Source organism: Pseudonocardia sp. ZF1, from assembly GCF_056835605.1.
In genome coordinates, this window is record NZ_JAJNBY010000001.1 from 69298 (window position 1) to 88595 (window position 19298).

17 protein-coding genes and 1 pseudogene are annotated in these 19298 nt (G+C 74.7%); 15 read left to right on the forward strand and 3 right to left on the reverse strand.

The genetic code is table 11. From position 1 onward, the window contains the following. The first annotated feature begins 51 nt into the window (after positions 1 to 51). The 14 genes and pseudogenes from ZF1_RS00340 (at position 52) to ZF1_RS00405 (ending at position 15039) form a co-directional block, all read left to right on the forward strand. Positions 52 to 333, forward strand: a complete 282-nt coding sequence (locus tag ZF1_RS00340; protein ID WP_226354515.1) for a DUF4326 domain-containing protein — start codon at positions 52 to 54, stop codon at positions 331 to 333. Then, entirely contained in the window at positions 330 to 1577 is a 1248-nt protein-coding gene (locus ZF1_RS00345; RefSeq protein WP_405420583.1) for a cytochrome P450, read from the forward strand. Before ZF1_RS00340 ends, ZF1_RS00345 begins: the two co-directional genes overlap by 4 nt. A 53-nt stretch (positions 1578 to 1630) precedes the next feature. Then, the gene (locus ZF1_RS00350) at positions 1631 to 2191 is read left to right on the forward strand and encodes a cupin domain-containing protein (protein ID WP_226368087.1); all 561 of its coding nucleotides are present in this window, start codon (positions 1631 to 1633) and stop codon (positions 2189 to 2191) included. Positions 2192 to 2381: 190 nt separating this feature from the next. After that, positions 2382 to 2822, forward strand: coding sequence for a hypothetical protein (locus tag ZF1_RS00355; RefSeq protein ID WP_073573757.1), 441 nt, complete (start codon positions 2382 to 2384; stop codon positions 2820 to 2822). Between the two features lie 8 nt (positions 2823 to 2830). Then, positions 2831 to 3709, forward strand: a complete 879-nt coding sequence (locus tag ZF1_RS00360) for a DNA-formamidopyrimidine glycosylase family protein (protein WP_224401014.1) — start codon at positions 2831 to 2833, stop codon at positions 3707 to 3709. A 32-nt stretch (positions 3710 to 3741) separates the two neighbouring features. Beyond that, entirely contained in the window at positions 3742 to 4953 is a 1212-nt protein-coding gene (locus ZF1_RS00365; RefSeq protein WP_224401013.1) for a sensor histidine kinase, read from the forward strand. A gap of 123 nt (positions 4954 to 5076) precedes the next feature. Then, positions 5077 to 5964 carry a S49 family peptidase gene (locus tag ZF1_RS00370; protein ID WP_482636203.1) on the forward strand — a complete coding sequence of 296 codons (888 nt, stop codon included), beginning with the start codon at positions 5077 to 5079 and terminating at the stop codon, positions 5962 to 5964. A 171-nt stretch (positions 5965 to 6135) separates the two neighbouring features. Further along, entirely contained in the window at positions 6136 to 6984 is an 849-nt protein-coding gene (locus tag ZF1_RS00375) for a LytR/AlgR family response regulator transcription factor (protein WP_476654977.1), read from the forward strand. Further along, on the forward strand, positions 6981 to 9338 hold the full coding sequence (locus tag ZF1_RS00380; protein WP_482636204.1) for a DUF485 domain-containing protein: 2358 nt from the start codon (positions 6981 to 6983) through the stop codon (positions 9336 to 9338). The genes ZF1_RS00375 and ZF1_RS00380 overlap by 4 nt, the downstream gene beginning before the upstream one ends. Further along, on the forward strand, positions 9335 to 11092 hold the full coding sequence (locus tag ZF1_RS00385) for a sodium/solute symporter (protein WP_482636205.1): 1758 nt from the start codon (positions 9335 to 9337) through the stop codon (positions 11090 to 11092). Before ZF1_RS00380 ends, ZF1_RS00385 begins: the two co-directional genes overlap by 4 nt. A gap of 215 nt (positions 11093 to 11307) precedes the next feature. After that, a complete protein-coding gene (locus tag ZF1_RS00390; RefSeq protein WP_062399142.1) occupies positions 11308 to 11649 on the forward strand; it encodes a DUF485 domain-containing protein in 342 nt (113 codons plus the stop codon). Next, positions 11646 to 13238 (forward strand): annotated as a pseudogene (locus ZF1_RS00395) (solute symporter family protein); the annotation flags it as partial. The gene ZF1_RS00390 and the pseudogene ZF1_RS00395, both read left to right, overlap by 4 nt. A gap of 436 nt (positions 13239 to 13674) precedes the next feature. Further along, positions 13675 to 14004 carry a rhodanese-like domain-containing protein gene (locus tag ZF1_RS00400; RefSeq protein WP_482636206.1) on the forward strand — a complete coding sequence of 110 codons (330 nt, stop codon included), beginning with the start codon at positions 13675 to 13677 and terminating at the stop codon, positions 14002 to 14004. 123 nt (positions 14005 to 14127) lie between these two features. After that, positions 14128 to 15039, forward strand: coding sequence for a DUF4328 domain-containing protein (locus ZF1_RS00405; protein WP_482636207.1), 912 nt, complete (start codon positions 14128 to 14130; stop codon positions 15037 to 15039). Between the two features lie 612 nt (positions 15040 to 15651). Here the strand turns inward: ZF1_RS00405 and ZF1_RS00410 are convergent. From ZF1_RS00410 to ZF1_RS00420, 3 genes are all read right to left on the reverse strand, one after another. Then, the gene (locus ZF1_RS00410) at positions 15652 to 16083 is read right to left on the reverse strand and encodes a hypothetical protein (RefSeq protein WP_178376579.1); all 432 of its coding nucleotides are present in this window, start codon (positions 16081 to 16083) and stop codon (positions 15652 to 15654) included. A gap of 152 nt (positions 16084 to 16235) precedes the next feature. Then, a complete protein-coding gene (locus ZF1_RS00415; RefSeq protein ID WP_482636208.1) occupies positions 16236 to 16946 on the reverse strand; it encodes a hypothetical protein in 711 nt (236 codons plus the stop codon). Between the two features lie 157 nt (positions 16947 to 17103). Next, positions 17104 to 18342, reverse strand: a complete 1239-nt coding sequence (locus tag ZF1_RS00420) for a cytochrome P450 (RefSeq protein WP_482636209.1) — start codon at positions 18340 to 18342, stop codon at positions 17104 to 17106. Positions 18343 to 18363: 21 nt separating this feature from the next. On the opposite strand from ZF1_RS00420, the gene ZF1_RS00425 reads away from it, so the two are divergent. Beyond that, entirely contained in the window at positions 18364 to 19293 is a 930-nt protein-coding gene (locus ZF1_RS00425) for a DUF5926 family protein (protein ID WP_100879147.1), read from the forward strand. The last annotated feature ends 5 nt before the right edge of the window (positions 19294 to 19298 follow it).

Genomic DNA, 19298 nt, shown 5'->3' on the forward strand with positions numbered 1-19298 from the left:
CAATGCAAAGCGATTGGCCGTGAGCTGCGCCACCTGATTACGGTGCGGATCGTGAGCACTCCACAGCGGATCCGGCTGCGTCGCACGAAGGGGTGGCGCAAACCGGACGGCGCGGTGCTCGTCACCCGGCCCGGACCGTGGGGCAACCCCTTCGACGTGCGCGAGATGGGGCGGGCACCGGCCATCGCCGCGCACCGCCGCTGGCTGCTCGACGAGCGCCCCGACCTGGTCGAACGGGCCCGGACCGAGCTAGCGGGCAAGGACCTGTGCTGCTGGTGCGCCGAGGACGTGCCCTGCCATGCGGACACGCTGATCGAGGTGGCGAACCGGTGAGCCGCCCCGATGGGGTCGACCCGGTCGGGATCGACACCGATGTGTTCGACCCGCGCGTGTTCGCCCGCGGGGTGCCGCACGATGCGCTGCGGCTGCTGCGCGACGCGGCGCCCGTCTCCTGGCAGGACGAGCACGCCGTCGGCCCCTGGCCGGCCGGACCCGGGTTCTGGGCCGTCACCCGCTACGACGACGTCCGGCACGTCCTGCGCAGCCCGGCCGACTACTCGTCGTCGCTCGGGGCGACGCAGATCCGCGACCCCGACCCGGCCGACCTGCCGTTCCTGCGCCGGATGGTGCTCAACATGGACCCGCCGGAGCAGGTCCGGCTGCGGACGCTGGTCACCGGGGCGTTCACGCGTCGTCGGCTGGAGGGGTTCGCCGCCGCGGTGCAGCGGCGCGCCGACGCGCTCCTGGACGCCGTGCGCGACGACGGCGGCTGCGAGCTCGTCGGGCGGGTCACCGACGAGTTCCCGCTGCAGAACCTGTCCGACCTGCTCGGCGTGCCGGTCGAGGACCGCCCGATGCTGCTGCACTGGACGAACCGGGTGATCGGCTACCAGGACCCGGACCACGCGGCCGAGGGTCCACCGGTGAACCCGCGCTCCCCGGCCGCGCTGGCCGACATGTTCGGCTACGCCGACGCCCTCGCCGAGCGCAAGCGCGCCGAGCCCGGCGACGACGTCATGACCGCACTGGTGCACGCCGAGGTCGACGGTCGCGCACTCACCGGACCCGAGCTGCACATGTTCTTCTTCCTGCTGGTCATCGCGGGCAACGACACGGTGCGCAGCGCGCTGCCGGGCGGGGTGCTCGCGCTCGTCGGGCACCCCGACGCCTACGCCCGCCTGCGCGCGGAACCGGGGCTGCTGCCGTCGGCGATCGAGGAGATCCTGCGCTGGCACCCGCCGGTGCTGACGTTCCGCCGGACCGCCACCCGTGACCACGTCCTGAACGGGGCGGAGATCGCGGCGGGGGACAAGGTCGTCGTCTACCACTGCTCGGCGCACCGCGACGAGCGCCGCTTCGCCGACCCGGACACCTTCGACATCACCCGCTCCCCGAACGAGCACCTGGCGTTCGGGCAGGGGCCGCACCTGTGCCTGGGCGCGCACTTCGCCCGGATGCAGATGCGGGCCTTCCTCACCGCGTTCCTGCGCCTGCCGCCGGCCCGGCTCGACGGGGAGGTGCGCCGCCTGACCTCCAACTTCATCAACGGGACGACCCGGCTGCCGCTCGCGTGGTGATCGGCCACTAGCGTGCGGTGCGATCACGCATCGCGCCCGGAGGGACACCGCCCGTGCCGCTCGCCCGTCACCTACTCGGACCGGCCCTGCTGGTCGCGACCGCCGCCCTGCTCGCGGGGTGTGCCCAGCCGGGGCAGCTCGGCCACGAGTCCGACGCCGCACCCTCCGACGGGACGACCGTCGAGATCCTCCCGGCCGACCGGTCCGCGGCGCCGACCACATCCGCGGCCGCCCCCGGTGGCTCCGAGGTTCCCGGTGCGACCGCGGCCCAGGCGGGTTCCGACGCGGTGGGGCGCCTCGACCGCCCCGTCGACATCTCCACGCCCGGCCCCGCCGAGCTGCTCGTGCGCACCGAGGTGCTGCAGCCGGGCCAGGCGAGCGGCTGGGTCCGCCACCCCGGCACGGTGATCACCGTCGTGCGGTCCGGCACGGTGACCGTGCAGCGCGCCGACTCCTGCGAGCCGCGCCCGTTCGGCCCGGGGGAGGCGTTCTTCCTGGAGGACGGCAGGCCCAACGAGCTGCGCAACGACGGCCCGGACCCGGTCGTGCTGACCCGCTCGGAGCTGCTGGCGCCCGGCGCCCCGGAACGCGAGCCCGCCGAGCCCGCCTGCTGACCCACCGCAGTGCCCTCCTCGGTCGGCTCTCGTGTCCGTCCGAGCGGGCCGTTCGCACGAAAGGTTCGTACGGACGGCCCGTTCGTGGGAGACGGGGGATCGCGACGCGGCGGCGGGCGCGTGAGGTCTCGGTTCTGCCGGTGGCCTGTGGGAACATCGTGGGCGGTACCGGGGCAGGGGAGCGGACACCTTGACGACGAAGACGGTCATCGCGGCGGACTACCGTGAATGGCAGGTGAGCCGGCGGATCGAGTGGACCACGCCGGCGGTCGGTGACGAGTTCGAGCACGACGTCGACGCGGGTAACGGCGCGGTCGTGCTGATCCTCGGCACGCTGGTGTTCTTCTGGCTGGTCCTCGTCGTCTGGGTGCCCGGCGGGGTGGTCTTCCCCTGGTTCTACTGGCTCGTCGTCATCGTCGGACTGGGTTTCTTCCCGTTCCGCTGGCTGCTGCGCAGGCCGTTCACGATCACCGCGAAGACCCAGGGCGGCTACGACCTGCCCCCGGAGAAGTGGACGGGCATGGTGCGCGGGCTCGCCACCGCACGCGAGGAGACCAAGGTGGTCGTGCGCAGCCTCAAGAACCGCTCGACGCCCGGCCACGCGGACAGCCCGCTGCAGCCGATCAACTAGGAGTCGCGGTGCCCGAACTGCCCGAGGTGGAGGCCCTGGCCCACCACCTGCGTGAGCACGCCGTGTACCGCCCGGTGGCCCGGGTGGACCTGGCCTCGATGAGCGCACTGAAGACGTTCGACCCACCGGTGTCGGCGCTGGTGGGCCGGGTGGTGACCGGGGCGTCGCGGTTCGGGAAGTTCCTGTCGGTCGACTTCGACGACCGCCCCGACAGCGGCCCGCTGCACCTGGTCACGCACCTGTCCCGGGCCGGCTGGCTGCGCTGGCACACCACCGCGGGCGTCACCCCGCCCAAGCCGGGCCGCGGCCCGTTGCAGCTGCGGGTGCACCTCGACCAGGTCGGCGGGCCGGGCTTCGACCTCACCGAGCAGGGCACCCAGAAGCGGCTCGCCGTGTACCTGGTGGACGACCCGGCGCAGGTCCCGGGCATCGCGAAGCTGGGTCCGGACGCGCTGGAGCTGGGCCGGGCCGGTCTCGACGAGCTGCTCGACGGCGACAACCGCAGACTCAAGACGCTGCTGGCCGACCAGTCCACGCTCGCCGGCATCGGCAACGCCTACTCCGACGAGATCCTGCACACCGCGCGCCTGTCGCCCTACGCCACGGCGTCCCGGCTCGACGCCGCCGCTCGGGACACCCTGTTCGAGTCGCTGCACGCCGTGCTGTCCGACGCGGTGGCCCGCTCGGTCGGCCAGGGCGCCGCGGAGCTCAAGGGGGAGAAGCGCTCCGGGCTGCGGGTGCACGCCCGCACCGGGCTGCCCTGCCCGGTCTGCGGCGACACCGTGCGCGAGGTGTCGTTCGCGGAGAGATCGTTCCAGTACTGTCCGACCTGCCAGACCGGGGGGAAACCGCTCGCCGACCGCCGCCTGTCCCGGTTGGTGCGCTAGTGGCGGGCGCGGGAACGGGGGTGCTCGCAGTCGTGGACGGATCCACCACGCTCACCCCGTCCATGGCGCTGCTGCTCGTGGTGGCGGTCGTCGTCGGCGTGGTCGCGGTGTTCTTCTTCCTGTGGCAGCGCAACCGGCGCAACACGATGGTCTCGCCGCTGGCCAAGGCCACGTTCTCCGCGCTGCACACGGTCGCGCTGGCCGCGCCGGTGCTGCGCGAGGGGCTGTCGTCGCGTTCGGCGTCGCAGGCGCTGCCGTACCTGCGCCAGCTGCTGGAGACCACGGCGATGGCGATGACCGACTCCCGCGGGACGGTCCTGGGCTGGGACGGCACCGCCGACCAGCACCAGCAGGACGTGCAGACGCTCGCCGACACGGTCGTCCGGACCGGCCGGATGGAGCTGATGAGCCACACCTCCATCAAGTGCAACCAGCCCGGCTGCGAGGTGCGGGGGATCGTCGTCGTCCCGCTGGAGAGCGACGGGAACATCATCGGCACGCTCGCCGCGCTGACCCCGTCGACGGCGGGCCCGCCGGTGCTGCGGGCCACCGGCGAGGTCGCGCGCTACGTCTCCAGCCAGCTGGAGCTCGCCGAGCTCGACGACTCCCGGGCCCGGCTCAACCGCGCCGAGGTCCGCGCCCTGCGTGCCCAGATCTCCCCGCACTTCGTCTACAACGCACTGACCACGATCGCCTCGTTCATCCGGACCGACCCGGCGCGGGCCCGCGAGCTGCTGATCGAGTTCGCCGACTTCACCCGCTACTCGTTCCGCTCGGCCGGCGAGTACACGACGCTGCTCGACGAGCTGAACAACATCGAGCGCTACGTCCGGCTGGAGAAGGCCCGCTTCGGGAACCGGCTCAACATCAAGCTCCAGATCGACCAGGAGGTGCAGAACGTCGTCCTGCCCTTCCTCGCGCTGCAGCCGCTCGTGGAGAACGCGGTCCGGCACGGGTTGTCCGGCAAGCCCAACGGCGGCACCGTCACCATCCGGGCGGAGAACGCCGGGTCGGAGTGCGTGATCGTCGTCGAGGACGACGGCGTCGGCATGGACCCGGCCCGGCTCAACGAGGACCTCGACGACGCCCACCTCTCCGGCGCGCACGTCGGCCTCGGCAACGTCGACGACCGCATGCGCTCGGCCTTCGGCGACAACTTCGGCCTCGTCGTCGACACCAACATCGGCGCCGGTATGAAGATCACGCTGCGGGTGCCGAAGTTCCGGGCGGGCATCCGGGCCTGACCGGCGGGCATCCGTGGGACCCTCCGGCGATCGGCTGGGCCGTACGGGTGAACCAGGTGGTCGCGAGCTGTGCCGATCCGGTCACACCACGTCACCCTGTGCTCGCGCGTACGGTGGGACGGCATGGACGTCCTGCGTATTCCCGCGGCGGTGACCTCCCGTCTGCCCGGAAGGCTGGGTGAGTCGGTCGGCCCTCCGGTGGTGTCGGTCGTGCGGATGCAGGGCGTCATCAGCGCCCAGGCCGCGCCGGTACCGCGGCAGGTGCTGAGCATCTCGTCGATGGAGAAGGTGCTGGAACGGGCGTTCGCGCCCGAGCGGCTCGCCGCCGTCGCGCTGGTGATCAACTCCCCGGGCGGCTCGCCGACCCAGTCCCAGCTGATCGGGGACCGCATCCACTCGCTGGCGGCGGAGAAGGACGTGCCGGTGCTCGCGTTCTGCGAGGACGTCGCCGTGTCCGGTGGCTACTGGCTGGCCTGCGCCGCCGACGAGATCTACGCCTGCTCCACCTCGATCGTCGGCTCGATCGGCGTGATCAGCGCCGGGTTCGGGCTCGACGGCCTGATCGAGCGATGGGGTGTCTCCCGGCGGCTGCACACCGCGGGCGGGTCGAAGTCGCGGCTGGACCCGTTCCTGCCCGAGCGGTCCGAGGACGTCGCCTGGCTCACCGGCCTGCAGGAACAGCTGCACGACCGGTTCACCGGATGGGTGCGCGAGCGGCGTGGCGACCGGCTCGCGACCGACACCGAGCTGTTCGACGGCGAGGTGTGGCTGGGTGAGCGGGCCCGCGAGCTGGGCCTGGTGGACGGCATCGGCAGCGCCCACGACGTCCTGACCGAACGTTTCCCCGACGCCGAGCAGCGCCCGGTGGAGCAGCGCAGGCCGCTGCTCGCCCGCCTCGGCGCCGGCGGGTCCGCGGCCCAGGCCGGCCTCTCCGGCGGCATCGCCGGGGCCGGGCACGAGCTGCTCTCCGCCCTCGAGACGCGGGCGGCGTGGGCCCGTTACGGGCTGTGACACCGGTGACCGTGCGTACCACGGCCGAGCTGCACCCCGTGTCCGGACGGTCACCGATCCGGTTCGTGCCCTGGCATCACGCGCGTCGGCACGTCACCATGGTCGCGGCGCCGGGCGATCATCGAGCGGATGGGCTTCCCGGCGCAGGCCCGGAAGCAGGATGAGGAGATCGTGGACAGCAACGACACCACTCGCGGACTGGTCGTTCTCGCGGTGGACGACGAGCAGCCCGCGCTCGAGGAGATGGCCTACCTGCTCGACGAGGACCCGCGCGTCGCGACGGTCCTCAAGGCTGGCGAGTCCACCGAGGCCCTGCGCATCCTGAACGGCCGCCGGGCCGGGGCGGCCGCGGGAGCCGGCGCGGGGGGCGGCGCGGACGTCGCCGAGCAGACCGACATCGACGCCGTGTTCCTCGACATCCGCATGCCCGGTCTCGACGGCCTGGAGCTGGCCCGGGTGCTGCAGAACATGGCCGTGCAGCCGGCGATCGTCTTCGTCACCGCGCACGACGACCGCGCGGTCGACGCCTACGACGTCGGTGCCATCGACTACCTCCTCAAGCCGCTGCGCACCGAGCGCCTCTCCGCCGCGCTCGACCGGATCCTGTCGACCCGTCGCAGCGGACCGGTCGAGACCGTGCGCGAGGAGACCGGCGGCGACGACGAGGTCATCCCCGTGGAGCTGGCCGGCACCACGAAGCTGGTACCGCGGTCCGCCGTGCGCTACGTCGAGGCGCAGGGTGACTACGCCCGGCTGCACACCACCGAGGGCAGCCACCTCGTCCGGATCCCGCTGTCGGTGCTCGAGGACCGCTGGCGCGACGCCGGCTTCGTGCGCATCCACCGCTCGTACCTGGTGGCGCTGCCGCTGGTCACCGAGCTGCGGCTGGCCGGGTCCGGCTACGTCGTGCGCATCGGATCCGGCCCGGAGACCGCGGAGCTGCCGGTCAGTCGTCGGCACACCCGTGAACTGAAGGACCGCCTCGTCCGCGCGACCAAGCAGGCGTGGAGCCAGAGGTGAGCAGGTCCACCGGCGGCGTCTCGCCGTCGGTGCGTCCGCAGTCCGACCGGGCCGCGGACGATCTCGACGGGTCCGACCGGCCCGGCACCGAGCCCGACGCGACGGCCGCCGGGGCCCGGGCGGACCAGGGCCCCGCCGCGCCCGAGGAGCGTCCGGACCCCGCACGGTCGCGCCCGTACCCCGACGGCGCCGTCGCCGGTCTGGACGCCTGGAACCCGGCGCTCGAGCACCGCAACCGCCGCGTCGCCCTCGCGTCGGAGCCGTCCGGGAACGCCATCCCGGCGCAGCCGCGTGGCTCGTTCGCGTCCGGTCCGCACCCGCGGCCGGCCGGCGGCTACGGCGCGCCCGGGACCGGGGGAGCGCCCGCCGCCGCGTCGCCGCACGGTCCGGTGCCGGGGCCCGGTGCGCCCGACGACCGTGGGCGGCCCGCGCCGGCGCGGTCGGAGGCCGGTGGCACCCCGTCCGGCCGTCCGGCTCCGGGGTCCTCCTCCGGCTCGGCTCGGCCGGTCACCGGTGCGTCCGGCCCCGAGCGGTCCGGGTCCGGCCGCGCCGGTGGCGGCTCCGTGCCGGGAACCGGCCCCCGGCCGACCCCCCGCCCGGAACCGACCGCTGGACCGGGGCCCGCGGCGGCCGTTGCGCGCACCGGGGGTGCTGCTCCGGCCGCGCCTGCACCCGCCGTCGACCCGACGTCCGGCGACCGGACCGTCGGCGACCGGGACGCGACCGCAGCGACCGGGGGCCGCGCCGCCCGCCGGGCCCGCCGCGCGGTCGAGGAACCCGCCGACGACAGCGGCGCCGGCTGGCTCCAGGCCGAGATCGCCCGTCGCGTCGCGGACCGGGCCGGGGGGACCGGCCGGCACGCCCGCGTCGACCCGGCCGGGACGCCGCGGGACAGCGGGCAACCCGACCACCACGACGCTCCGGCCCCCGACCACGGCGACCCGCCCCGCGGTGCGGCCGCCCGTGGCGTCGCGAACCCGGCCGGGGCCGCCGGGGCCGCCGCGCCGTCGCCCGCCGCCCTTGCCCCGGCCGACCCGCGCCCGCAGGACGACACCCGGCACGACGGCGCCCCGCGCGACGGCGTCCGCACCCCCGACGTCCGCGACCCGGATGCCCGCGACTCCGGCGACCCCGACGCGCGTGAGAGCTACGCCCGGCCGGTCCACCCCACCCGCTCCCGGCCAGCCCGGACCCGCGCGAAGCTCGTGCCGGACCCCTACGCCCCGGAGGGTGTGCGTCCCGGCGACGGCTGGCCGTCCGCCCCGGGCGTGACCCCGGCACCGGACGTCGCCGACAGCGGGAAGCAGTGGCCCCCCTCGAGCGGCGGCTCCGGCCTGCCCCAGCGCGTCCCGGGCGCGACCTCGTGGTCGAACACCTGGTCCCCCGACCGCAGCGCGCTCCTGGCGGGCACCACCGACACGACCGGCGCCCCCGGGACCGCGGGCGCGACCGGCACGGCAGGCGCCGCGGACAGCGCGGCCGGCACCGACACGGCCCGCCGCCCGGACACGGCCGACACCCACGGCACGGACGGCGCCGGGATCCCGCCCCGGACCGGGACCGCGGACACGACCGTCGTCGCACCGGCCGACCGGCCGCGTCCCGAGGAGTCCCCCGAGACCCGTCCGGTCCCCACCCGCTGGTCCGCGGCGGGACGACGCGGCCCCGTCGCACCGGCGCCGTATCGCCCCGCGGACCCCGACGACCGTGCCGACGACGAGCTGGACGACGACCTCCCCGACGAGGACGAGCTCGACGAGGAGCTCGACGAGCTGCGCGGCGGCCCCCTCGAACGCACCGAGGTCATCTGGCGCGCCCCCGAGGTCGACGTCGTCGCCCCGGCTCCCGGACCCTCGGTCGAGCCCGCGCCGGAGCCGTTCGCCCCGGCCGCCGCGGCGCCCTACACCGGGGCCCGCCCGCGCCCGTTCTCCGCGGAGCCGACCGACCCGCCCGCGGCCGTCGAGGAGCTCGACGACGCCGACGGCGAGGGGCCCGGCGCCGGGCGCGTCCGCGTCGTGCTCTCCGAACGCCGCTCGACCGCGCAGTCCTCGCGCGGGCTGTCCGACGTGCAGGACCCCGGCGCCGTCGGCACCCTGCTGCGCAACTCGCTGGTCCGCACCCAGCTGCTGCTCGCGCTGCGGGTCAGCGTCGTCGCGCTGATCGGGCTGGGCGTGCTGCCCGCGCTGTTCATCGCGGTCCCGGTGATCGGTCAGGTCGAGGTGCTCGGCATCCGGCTGCCCTGGCTGCTGCTCGGCGTGCTCGTCTACCCGTTCCTGCTCGGCCTGGGCTGGTGGTACGTGAGCTCCGCGGAGGCGGCGGAACAGGACTTCGCCGACGACGTGGCCGATCGATGAGCCTGACCGCGATCCTGTCGCTGGTCGCGATCGTCCTGGTGGCGGTCGCGTCCGCCGTGATCGGCTCCGTCGCCCACCGGACCCGGCTGACCTCGGACTTCCTCGTCGCGTCCCGGTCGGTGCCGTCACGGCTCAACGCCGGCGCGATCTCCGGCGAGTACCTGTCCGCGGCGTCGTTCCTCGGCATCGCGGGGCTGATCCTCGTCCAGGGCGTCGACGCGCTCTGGTACGCCGTCGGCTACACCGCCGGCTACCTGTTCCTGCTGCTGTTCGTCGCCGCGCCGCTGCGCCGGTCGGGCGCCTACACCGTCCCCGACTTCGCCGACGCCCGGCTCGCCTCGCCGATGCTGCGCAAGGTGTGCGCGGCCGTCGTCATCGTCATCTGCTGGCTCTACCTGCTGCCGCAGCTGCAGGGCGCCGGGCTGACCGTCGGCATCGTCACCGGTCTGCCCGACTGGATCGGCTCCGGAGCGGCCGGGGTGATCGTGGTCGCCACCGTCGCGCTCGGCGGGATGCGGTCGGTGACGTTCGTGCAGGCGTTCCAGTACTGGTTCAAGCTGACCGCGCTCGCCGTGCCCGCCGTGATCGGCCTGGCCGTGTGGCTCGGCGACGGCCACACCTTCGCCCGCGACGAGCCGCCGGAGTTCCGCGAGCCCACGACCGTCTCGGTCGCCACGCCGGTGACGCTGGAGGCGCGGCTGGCCGTCGACGTCGTCGCCCGCGGCACCGTCGACGGGCAGGCCGTCGACGGCCCGCTGCGCTGGGTCGCCGGGTCCACCCACGAGGTCACCGCCGGGACCGAGCTGCGCTTCGCGGCGGGCGACCCGGTACCGGTCACCCGCGGCGCCCCCACCGACAACGAGAGCTGGCTGCGCCCGTTCACCGGCTCCGAGCAGCACCAGCTGCTCGCGACCTACTCGCTGATCCTCGCCACGTTCCTCGGGACCATGGGCCTGCCGCACGTGCTCGGCCGCTTCTACACCAACTCCGACGGCCGGGCGGCCCGGCGCAGCGCCGTACTCGTCCTGGCGATGCTGGGCGGCTTCTACGTGCTGGTGACCCTGCTCGGCGTGCTGTCGCGGGTCTACACCCCGCAGCTGCTGGTCACCGGCCGCACCGACGCCGCGGTGCTGCTGCTCCCGACCGCGATCCTGGGCAGCGGGCTGCTCGGTGCGCTGGTGGGCGGCCTCGTCGCGGCGGGGGCGTGGGCCGCGTTCCTGTCGACGGCGTCGGGCCTGCTGGTCAGCCTGGCCAGCGTCGTGTCCACCGACGTGCTGCCCCGCCACGGCCGGATGACCCGGCGCTTCCCGCTGGCGACGGTGCTCGCCGGGGTGCCGCCGACCGTCGTCGCGCTCGTGCCGACCGGCCTGAACTTCGCCGAGGCCGTCGCGCTCGTTTTCGCCGTCGCCGCGTCCGCGTTCTGCCCGCTGCTGGTGCTGGGCATCTGGTGGCGCGGGCTGACCGACGTCGGCGCGATCGCCGGGGTCGTCGTCGGCGGGGTGGTGTCGGCCGGGGCGGTCGTCGCCGCGCTGGCCGGCGCCGACGTCTCCGGGCTCGGCCCGTCGGCCGGTTGGATCGGGGTCCTGCTGTACCGGCCGGCGATCGTCAGCGTGCCGCTGGCGTTCGCGACGATGGCGCTGGTCTCCAGGTTCACCCGCGCGCGCCGCCCCGCCGACGCCGGCCAGGTGCTGCTGCGCCTGCACGCACCCGAACGACTGGGTCTCATGCGGGACCGATTGGACGACAGAGCCTGACGGGTCTCCCCGAACGGATCTACACAGCGTCACCGTTCGGACGGGTCGGTTCGTCCGGACCGGGGTTCTTCGTCGGTAACGGCACGCAACGACGTTCCCCGATGCGATACCCGGTCGTTGTTCCGGGTGAAGTGTGTCCCCCGGGGGCGCGCCGCGGTCCCCCGGCCACGACGCGGCCCGGCTCCCCGCAGCACGACCCGAAAGGAACCGGCGCCATGAGCAGCCCCGCAGAGCGCTCGGCCGGCACGATCTACCAGCAGGTCCAGGCGAGTCCCGAGTTCCGGGCGTACCGCAGCCGTCTCCGGCGCTACGTGTTCCCGATGACCGCGATCTTCCTCGCCTGGTACCTCGCGTACGTCGGTCTCGCCAGCTACGCCCCCGAGTTCATGTCCATCCGGGTCGTCGGGACGATCACGGTCGGGCTGCTCGTCGGCCTCGGCCAGTTCGTCTCCACCTTCCTGATCACGACCCTGTACGTCCGGTTCGCCGAGCGTGAGATCGACGGCCCGACCGCCGAGCTGCGCGCCCGGGTCGAGCAGGCGGAGGTGCGCGCATGACCACGTCGGTGCTGGCCCAGGCCGAGTCGGTCGGCTCGGTCACCGCGAACCTCGGGTTCTTCCTGCTGTTCGTGATCGTGACCCTGATGATCGTGCTGCGGGTCAGCCGCACGAACGCCACGCGCGCCGACTACTACACCGGCGGCCACGCGTTCACCGGCCCGCAGAACGGCACCGCGATCGCCGGTGACTTCCTGTCCGCGGCCTCGTTCCTCGGCATCGCCGGAGCCATCGCGCTCTACGGCTACGACGGCTTCCTCTACTCCATCGGCTTCCTGGTCGGCTGGCTGATGGCGCTCCTGCTCGTCGCGGAGCTGCTGCGCAACACCGGCCGCTTCACGATGGGCGACGTCCTGGCGTTCCGGATGCGCCAGCGCCCGGTCCGCGCGGCCGCAGCGACCTCGACGCTGGTCGTCTCGCTCTTCTACCTGATCGCGCAGATGGCCGGGGCCGGCGGGCTGATCTCGCTGCTGCTGCAGATCCCGAAGACCGACACGCTGTCGCAGGCGCTGGTGATCGTCGTCGTCGGCGGCCTGATGGTCGTCTACGTGCTGTTCGGCGGCATGAAGGGCACCACCTGGGTGCAGATCATCAAGGCCGGTCTGCTGCTCACCGGTGCCGCCGTGCTCACCACCTGGGTGCTCGGCCGCTACGGGTTCAACCTGTCCGCGGTGCTGGAGCAGGCCACCGAGAACTCCGAGCGCGGCGAGGCCATCCTCAACCCGGGCCTGCAGTACACGAACAAGATCGACTTCATCTCGCTGGGGCTCGCGCTGGTGCTCGGCACGGCGGGTCTGCCGCACATCCTGATGCGCTTCTACACCGTGCCCTCGGCCAAGGAGGCCCGGCGATCGGTGGTCTGGGCGATCTGGCTGATCGGCATCTTCTACCTGTTCACGCTGGTGCTCGGCTACGGCGCGACGGCGCTGCTGCCGCCGGGGACGATCACCCGCGCCAACCAGAACGACGCCGCGCCGCTGCTGGCCTACGCCCTCGGCGGCGAGATCATGCTCGGCCTCATCTCGGCGGTGGCGTTCGCGACGATCCTCGCGGTCGTCGCCGGTCTGACGATCACCGCGTCGGCCTCGTTCGCCCACGACGTCTACGCCAACGTGCTCCGCCGCGGCAACGCGACGCCGGAGGCCGAGGTGAAGGTCGCCCGGACGACCGCGCTGGTCATCGGCCTGGTCGCGATCGGCGGCGGGATCGTCGCCAACGGCCAGAACGTCGCCTTCCTGGTGGCGCTGGCGTTCGCCGTCGCCGCGTCGGCGAACCTGCCGACCATCCTGTTCTCGCTGTTCTGGAAGCGGTTCAACACGGCCGGTGCGCTGTGCAGCATCTACGGCGGCGTGATCGTCTGCGTGGGCCTCATCGTGATCTCCCCGGCCGTGTCCGGGTCCCCGACCTCGATGGTGCCGAACGCGGACTTCGCGTTCTTCCCGCTGTCCAACCCCGGTCTGGTGTCGATCCCGGTGTCCTTCGCCCTCGGGATCATCGGCACCTTCCTCGGCGGCCGCGAACGGTTCAACGCCGCCCGCTACGCCGAGATGGAGGTCCGCTCGCTCACCGGTGCCGGTGCGGTGCGCGCGACCACCGCGCCGAAGGAGGCGCCGAAGTCGACCGCCGTGCCCGCCGAGGACCTCATCGGGATCCCCCGGCGCGAGGCCGAGGGATCCGGCCGGCACCGCTCGCAGCCGCGTCCGCAGCCCCGGCCGAACCCGGGGCAGCAGCGGCCGCAGACCAGCCGCCAGGCCGGCGAGCTGTTCGGCAACACCGGGCTGACCGGCACCCAGCCCGCGGTCGGGGCCGACGGGCGTCCGGACCGGTTCGGGACCGGGCGCAGGCCCGGGCCGCAGGGCACCGGCGGGTACCGCCCCGCGCAGGCCACCGGCGGCTACCGGGCCGTCCAGCCGCCGCTGGACCCGAACGAGGTGACGATCCCGCACGGGTCGCTCTACCGCGACGACGGCCGCTGACCCGCGCCGCTCACGGCGGGTTGACGGGGCGGCGTGGCAGGATGGCGCCATGTCCGACCCGGTTCCCGCCGTGAGCGTGTCCGATCTCCCCGCCGACGCCCCGATGCTGGACGTCCGCGAGCTCGACGAGTGGACCGCAGGGCACGCCCCGCACGCCCGTCACCTGCCGATGTCCGAGCTGGCCGGCCGGATGGGCGAGGTCCCCACCGACGACCCGCTCTACGTCGTCTGCCGCTCCGGTGGCCGGTCGGCCCGGGTCGTCGCCTACCTGGCCCAGCAGGGCTTCCCGGCGGTGAACGTCGAGGGCGGCATGCTGGACTGGGCCGCCCAGGGCCGCACGGTCGTGACCGACGACGGCAGCGCCCCCCGGATCGCCTGACCCGTGTCCGCGCCGGCGTCCCGACGGCCGGGCCCGCCGTGCCCGCGCTGCGGCCGGACGGCGCCCCCCGGTGGGGGTGCGTTCTGCCCGTGGTGCGGCCGGTACCTGGCCGCCCTGGACTGGGTGGCGACGACGCCCGGTGGGCCGGCCGCCGAGCCCACGGCCGCCCGGCGGGACCGCTACGCCGGCCCGCCCCGCTACCGCGCCGTCCCGCGCTGGGGTCTCCCGGTGGGGCCCTGGCGGATCGCGCCGGTCCCCGGTGAGGGCCCGCTCCGACCGGTCGACCGGGCCCGCGCGCTGGCCGCGCAGCTCGTGCCCGTGCTGTGGGTGGTCGTCGTCGTGTCGGGGGTCGCCGCCGTCGCCGAGGTGTGGCGGTACGTGCTCCTGCTGTTCAGCCGGTCCGACGCGTTGTCCCCGGAGGCCGTCGGGGTCTCCGACGCGCTGGTGTGGTTCGGCGGCTGGTCCTCGGTGGTGGCGACGATCGCCGCCGGGGTGTTGATGATCTCGTGGAGCCTGTGGACCTACCGGGCCGCCGCGGACCGCGCGGGCACGCGCGCCTGGCGAAGCCGCCGATGGGTCGTCGCGGGCTGGGTGGTGCCCGGCTGGAACCTGGTCGCGCCCGGTTCGCTGCTGGCCGAGACCGAGCACACCGCGCTGGACCTGCCGCCGGAACGGCGGCCGTCGCCGTCGCGGGAGCTGCTGGTCTGGTGGGCGCTGTGGGCGGCGTGCGTGGTCCTCGGCGCGGTCGTCCTGTTCTGGCGGTTCCGCACCGGCACCCAGGCGCTGGCCGACGGGGTCGTCCTGCACGCCTGGGCCGACGTGCTCGCCGCGGTCACGGCGTGGCGCACGATCCGGGTCGTCCGCCTGCTCACCGCTCTGCTGGCGACGCGGCCGCAGGGTCCCCGGCAGCTGCTGGTGTCGGCGACGGCGGGTACGGCCGGCGCGGAGCCGGCAGTCCCGGTGGGAGCGGGGGCCCCGCAGGCAGCGCCGACGGCGGCACCGGTCCCGACCACGGCGGCGGACCGGGCGGGCTGAACCCGGGCGGAGCCGGCACCCGGGGGGCGTCCGGCCGCACCACCGGTGCCGGTGCCGGTGCCGGTGCGGGTGTCGGGGGAACCGGCGGCGGCGCGGGAGCGACGGGCGTGGCCGCCCAGCCCGCCGAGCCGGGGCGGACCGCCGTCGACGGGCCCGCGGTCAGCGCGGCGTCGGAGACCTCCTCCAGCAGCTTGCGGACCCGCCGCACGGCCCGGTCGGGGCCGCGCACGACCACCGACAGGGCCAGCCGCCCGCCGTGCGGGTCGGCGACGGTGCGCAGCACGTGCCGGTCCGGTCCGGCCTCCAGGACGAGCCCGAGCCGCCCGCCCGCGTTCGGGGCGAGGGCCAGCGCGATCCGGACGAGCTCGGCGTGCGCCGCGCCGCGGACCTCGTCGCGGTGGTCGTGGGCCGCGGGGACGCCCCGGCCCGTCCGTCCGACGGCGGTGTCGGGCCCGCAGACGTCGAGGACCATCCCGCTGTCCACGTCGAGCAGGGCCGCCGAGCGGATCCGCGGGTCGAAGAACAGCGGCCCCAGTACGGCGGCCAGCCCGTCGGTGCGTACGGCGACGGCGTGCCGGTGACGTCCCATCGGTCGTGTGGGTCGCGGGGGCCTCAGCGCTGCTGGGCGGGGAAGAACGCCTGGCCCTGCTGCTGCGGCGCACCGGCCTGCGGCGAGGTCATGGCGAACTGCTGCTCGATGACGCGCAGGTCGCGGCGGGCCATCGCCAGGTTGGCCTGGGCGCGGTTGAGCACGAGGTAGAAGAACAGCTGCTCGTCGGTGCCGCGGATGATCCGGATCAGGTGGTACTGGGTGTCGAGGGTGATCAGGATGTCCTCGATGTTCTCGCGCAGCCCGAGCTTCTGCATGACCTCGAGCTTGGTCCGGACGACCTCGGAGTTCCCGGGCGCGGCGACGTCGAGGTCGAACTCGGGGCTGCCCCCGCGAGACCCCAGGGTCATGCCGCTGTCGAAGTCGACGATCGCGACCGCGAACGCGCCCTTGATGTTGGCGGCCATGTCCAGGGAACGATCGATGTTGTTCATCTCAGGAGCCTTCCGCGCGGCAGTCGCCGCGACGATCTCGGGGAGCCCGCGCCGCGATCCCTTTCCGTATTCCGTGGAAAATGATCTCAGTGCTTTCCGGCGCCGGGGCGGACAACGATAACGCGCAATTCCGGAGCGTCAACACCCCGTCGTCACCCTGTGGTCGACGACGGGTCCAGACGGCGCAGCGCGGCGAGGATCCGAGCCATGGTGCCCAGGTCGTCGGCCCACCGGCCGCCCTCGGGGACGGCTCCGGCGTGCGCGTCGTCACCCTCGGCCGCGGCAGGGGGCTCGGACGGCTCGGCGGGGCCGGGCGCGCGTCGGGGGAGCGGGACGGCCGGTCCCGGGGTGCGCTCGGCGTCCGGTACCGGCGACGGCCTCGGTACCGCGATCGTCGCCGGTGCGGTGTCCGCGGGCCCGGGTGGCGACACCACGGGCGCAGCCGGCCGGGCCCGCATCACCGGACGTGCCGGGGCTGCGGCCGGGTCGACAGCAGGCGTCGCGAACTGCGGATCCGTCCGTGCCGGGGCTGTCGCGGGTGGGCGCAGTGCCCGCCGAAGGAGCGCGACCGGGCTGCCGGACCGGTCGAGGTGGGCGTAGGCGAGCAGCGGGGCCGCGCCGTCGCGGGGCAGCGCCCGCAGGAGATGGTGGTCGCCCTCCCGGGTGGTGATCACCGCGTCCTCGAACACCGGTCCGTCGGCGACGACCTGCGCGGCGCCCCAGCCGAGCACCTCGGCGAGGCCGGGTACGGCACGCCCGCCGGCGTCCGCGACGAGCTCGCCCGTGGTGGGGTCGGCGACGCAGGTGTACCCCGTCCCCGGCACGGCGAGAACGGTCCGCAGCAGTTCCGACCACGATTCCATCGTCGTCGATTCCACCACGTCGCCCGAGGGTCGTCGACGTCGGTTCCGGTCGTTCTTGACGCCCCTTTTCCGTCGCTGATTGCGCGGCGCCGTCGACAATTCGCCGACGGCTCCCAGGGCTGGACCGTTCGGCTCTCAGATCATTGCGGCATTCGGTTCATCGGACGGTGTGGGCGGTCAGCCGCAGCTCCGCCCAGCCGCGCATGACGAACCGTGGCCGCCGGGCCGGCGCGCCGTCGACGACGGCGTCGGGCAGGCGTTCCAGCAGTGCGCGCAGCACCTCGGCGATCTCCAGCCGGGCCAGCGGGGCGCCCAGGCAGTAGTGCACCCCGGCCCCGAAGCCCAGGTGGGGGTTGGGGGAGCGGCCGACGTCGAGGCGGTCGGCGTCGTCGCCGAAGACGGACGGGTCGCGCCCCGCCGCGCCGAGCAGCGTCGCGATCCGGGTGCCCGCCGGGACCGGGTGGCCGGCCACCGTGGTGTCGACGACGGCGGTCCGCTCGAACAGCTGCAGCGGTGCGTCGAAGCGGATCAGCTCCTCGACGGCCGTTCCGACCAGTCCGGGGTCGTCGAGCAGCCGCTGCCACTGGTCTGGGTGCCGTAGCAGGGCGTGCACGCCGTTTCCGACGACGTTGACCGTCGCCTCGTGCCCGGCCATCAGGAGCAGCACCGCGGTGCCGACGAGCTCGTCCTCGTCGAGCCGGACGGACGGCGACCCGGCGTCCCGGACGGCGAGCAGGTCGGTGATCAGGTCCGGTCCCGTGCCGGTGTCCCCGGCGGGGGCGGCGCGGCCGGACCGGCGCTCGTCGACCAGTTCCCGCAGCAGCGCCGTGAAGTCGGCCGACGCCCGCTCGGCCGCGCGACGGCCGTCGTCGCCGGGGTCGGGCTCGTACATCCGCACGATCGCGTCGGACCAGTCCCGCAGCGGCGCCCGGCGGTCCTCCGGCACGCCGAGCAGGTCGGCGATCACGGCGACCGGCAGCGGTGCGGCGACGAGCTCCACCAGGTCGGCGGGGACGCCGTCGCGGATGCGGGCCACCAGGTCGTCCACCAGGGCCCCGGCCCGCGCCCGCACCAGCGGGGCCAGCCGCTCGGTGTGGCCACGGGCGAACGCCGAGGCCACCAGGCGTCGCAGCCGGGTGTGCGGCTCGCCCTCACGCTCCAGCAGCGAGTTGCGGTGCAGCAGGTTGAACGCGGCCAGCTCGGCCGCGGGCTCGGCGTCGGACCAGATGCGGCCCAGGCCGCGGTCGCGCAGCACGGCCGAGCAGGCCGCGTGCGTCACCGCGACCGGGACGCCCAGACCGGGGTGGTCGTGGACCGGCCCGGCGGCGCGCAGGGCGGCGTAGGCGGGGTAGGGGTCGGCGAGGAAACCGGGGTCGGCCGGATCGAAGACATGCACGACCCGCTACCTTGCCCGGCGATGGGTAAGAAGACGCGCAACCGTGCCAGCACCGCCGACGCGGGGGACAACCCGCGCCGGCCGTGCCCCTGCGGCTCCGGCAAGCGGTACAAGGCCTGCCACGGCGCCGGTGACGACGTGATCGTCATCCGGCCGTTCGAGGGTCTCGCGGCGGAGCCCGACCTCGTCGCCATGCGGGAGTTCCTCCCGTCGGCGACGGCGGCCCTCCCGGTCCGCTCCGGCGGTCCGGTCACGCTGGCCTCGGTGCTGCCGGGCGCGTCCGCCGCGATCGTGCGCGACAACGGCGAGGTCCTGCTCGGCATGCAGGTCCAGACCCGCTCCGGGGACCTCTCGGCCGACCTGGCCGGGGCGCTCGCCTGGGCGCGCTCGGCCGAGCCGGGATCGTCGCTGCCGGTCGTCGGCGCCGGGCGGCACACCGGCGAGCGGCTGCAGGACGTGCTGGAGCCCGGCACACCGCTGGAGCCGACGGTGCACGCCGACTTCGCGTGGTGGCTGCCGTCGGAGAGCCCGGACCCCGAGGCCCAGGCGATGCTGGAGCGTGCCAACTCGGTGATCATGCCGACCGAGGCGGTCACCGCCGACGGCGTGCGTGGCGCGTACTGGGTCGACACCGGGTCCAAGGCGCACGTGCGCTGGGTACGGACCGAGGACGAGACGACGCTGATGGCGGCGCTGGCGCGGCTGTCCGGCCAGGGCGGCCTGGAGCTGGGCGAGGGTTCCCGCTACGCCGGGTCGTTCCGGGCGCACGGGCTGCTCGTGCCGGTCTGGGACGTCGACCGGGAGATGCACTCCTCGGAGTGGGCGGGTCCCGCCGCGGAGTTCGCGAAGCGGCTCGACGAGGCGGTGGCCGGGCTGGACGCCACGCCGCTGACCGAGTCCGAGCACCGGGCGCGCGACGTGCTCGCGGGCAAGCAGATCACCCTGCGCTAGACGGC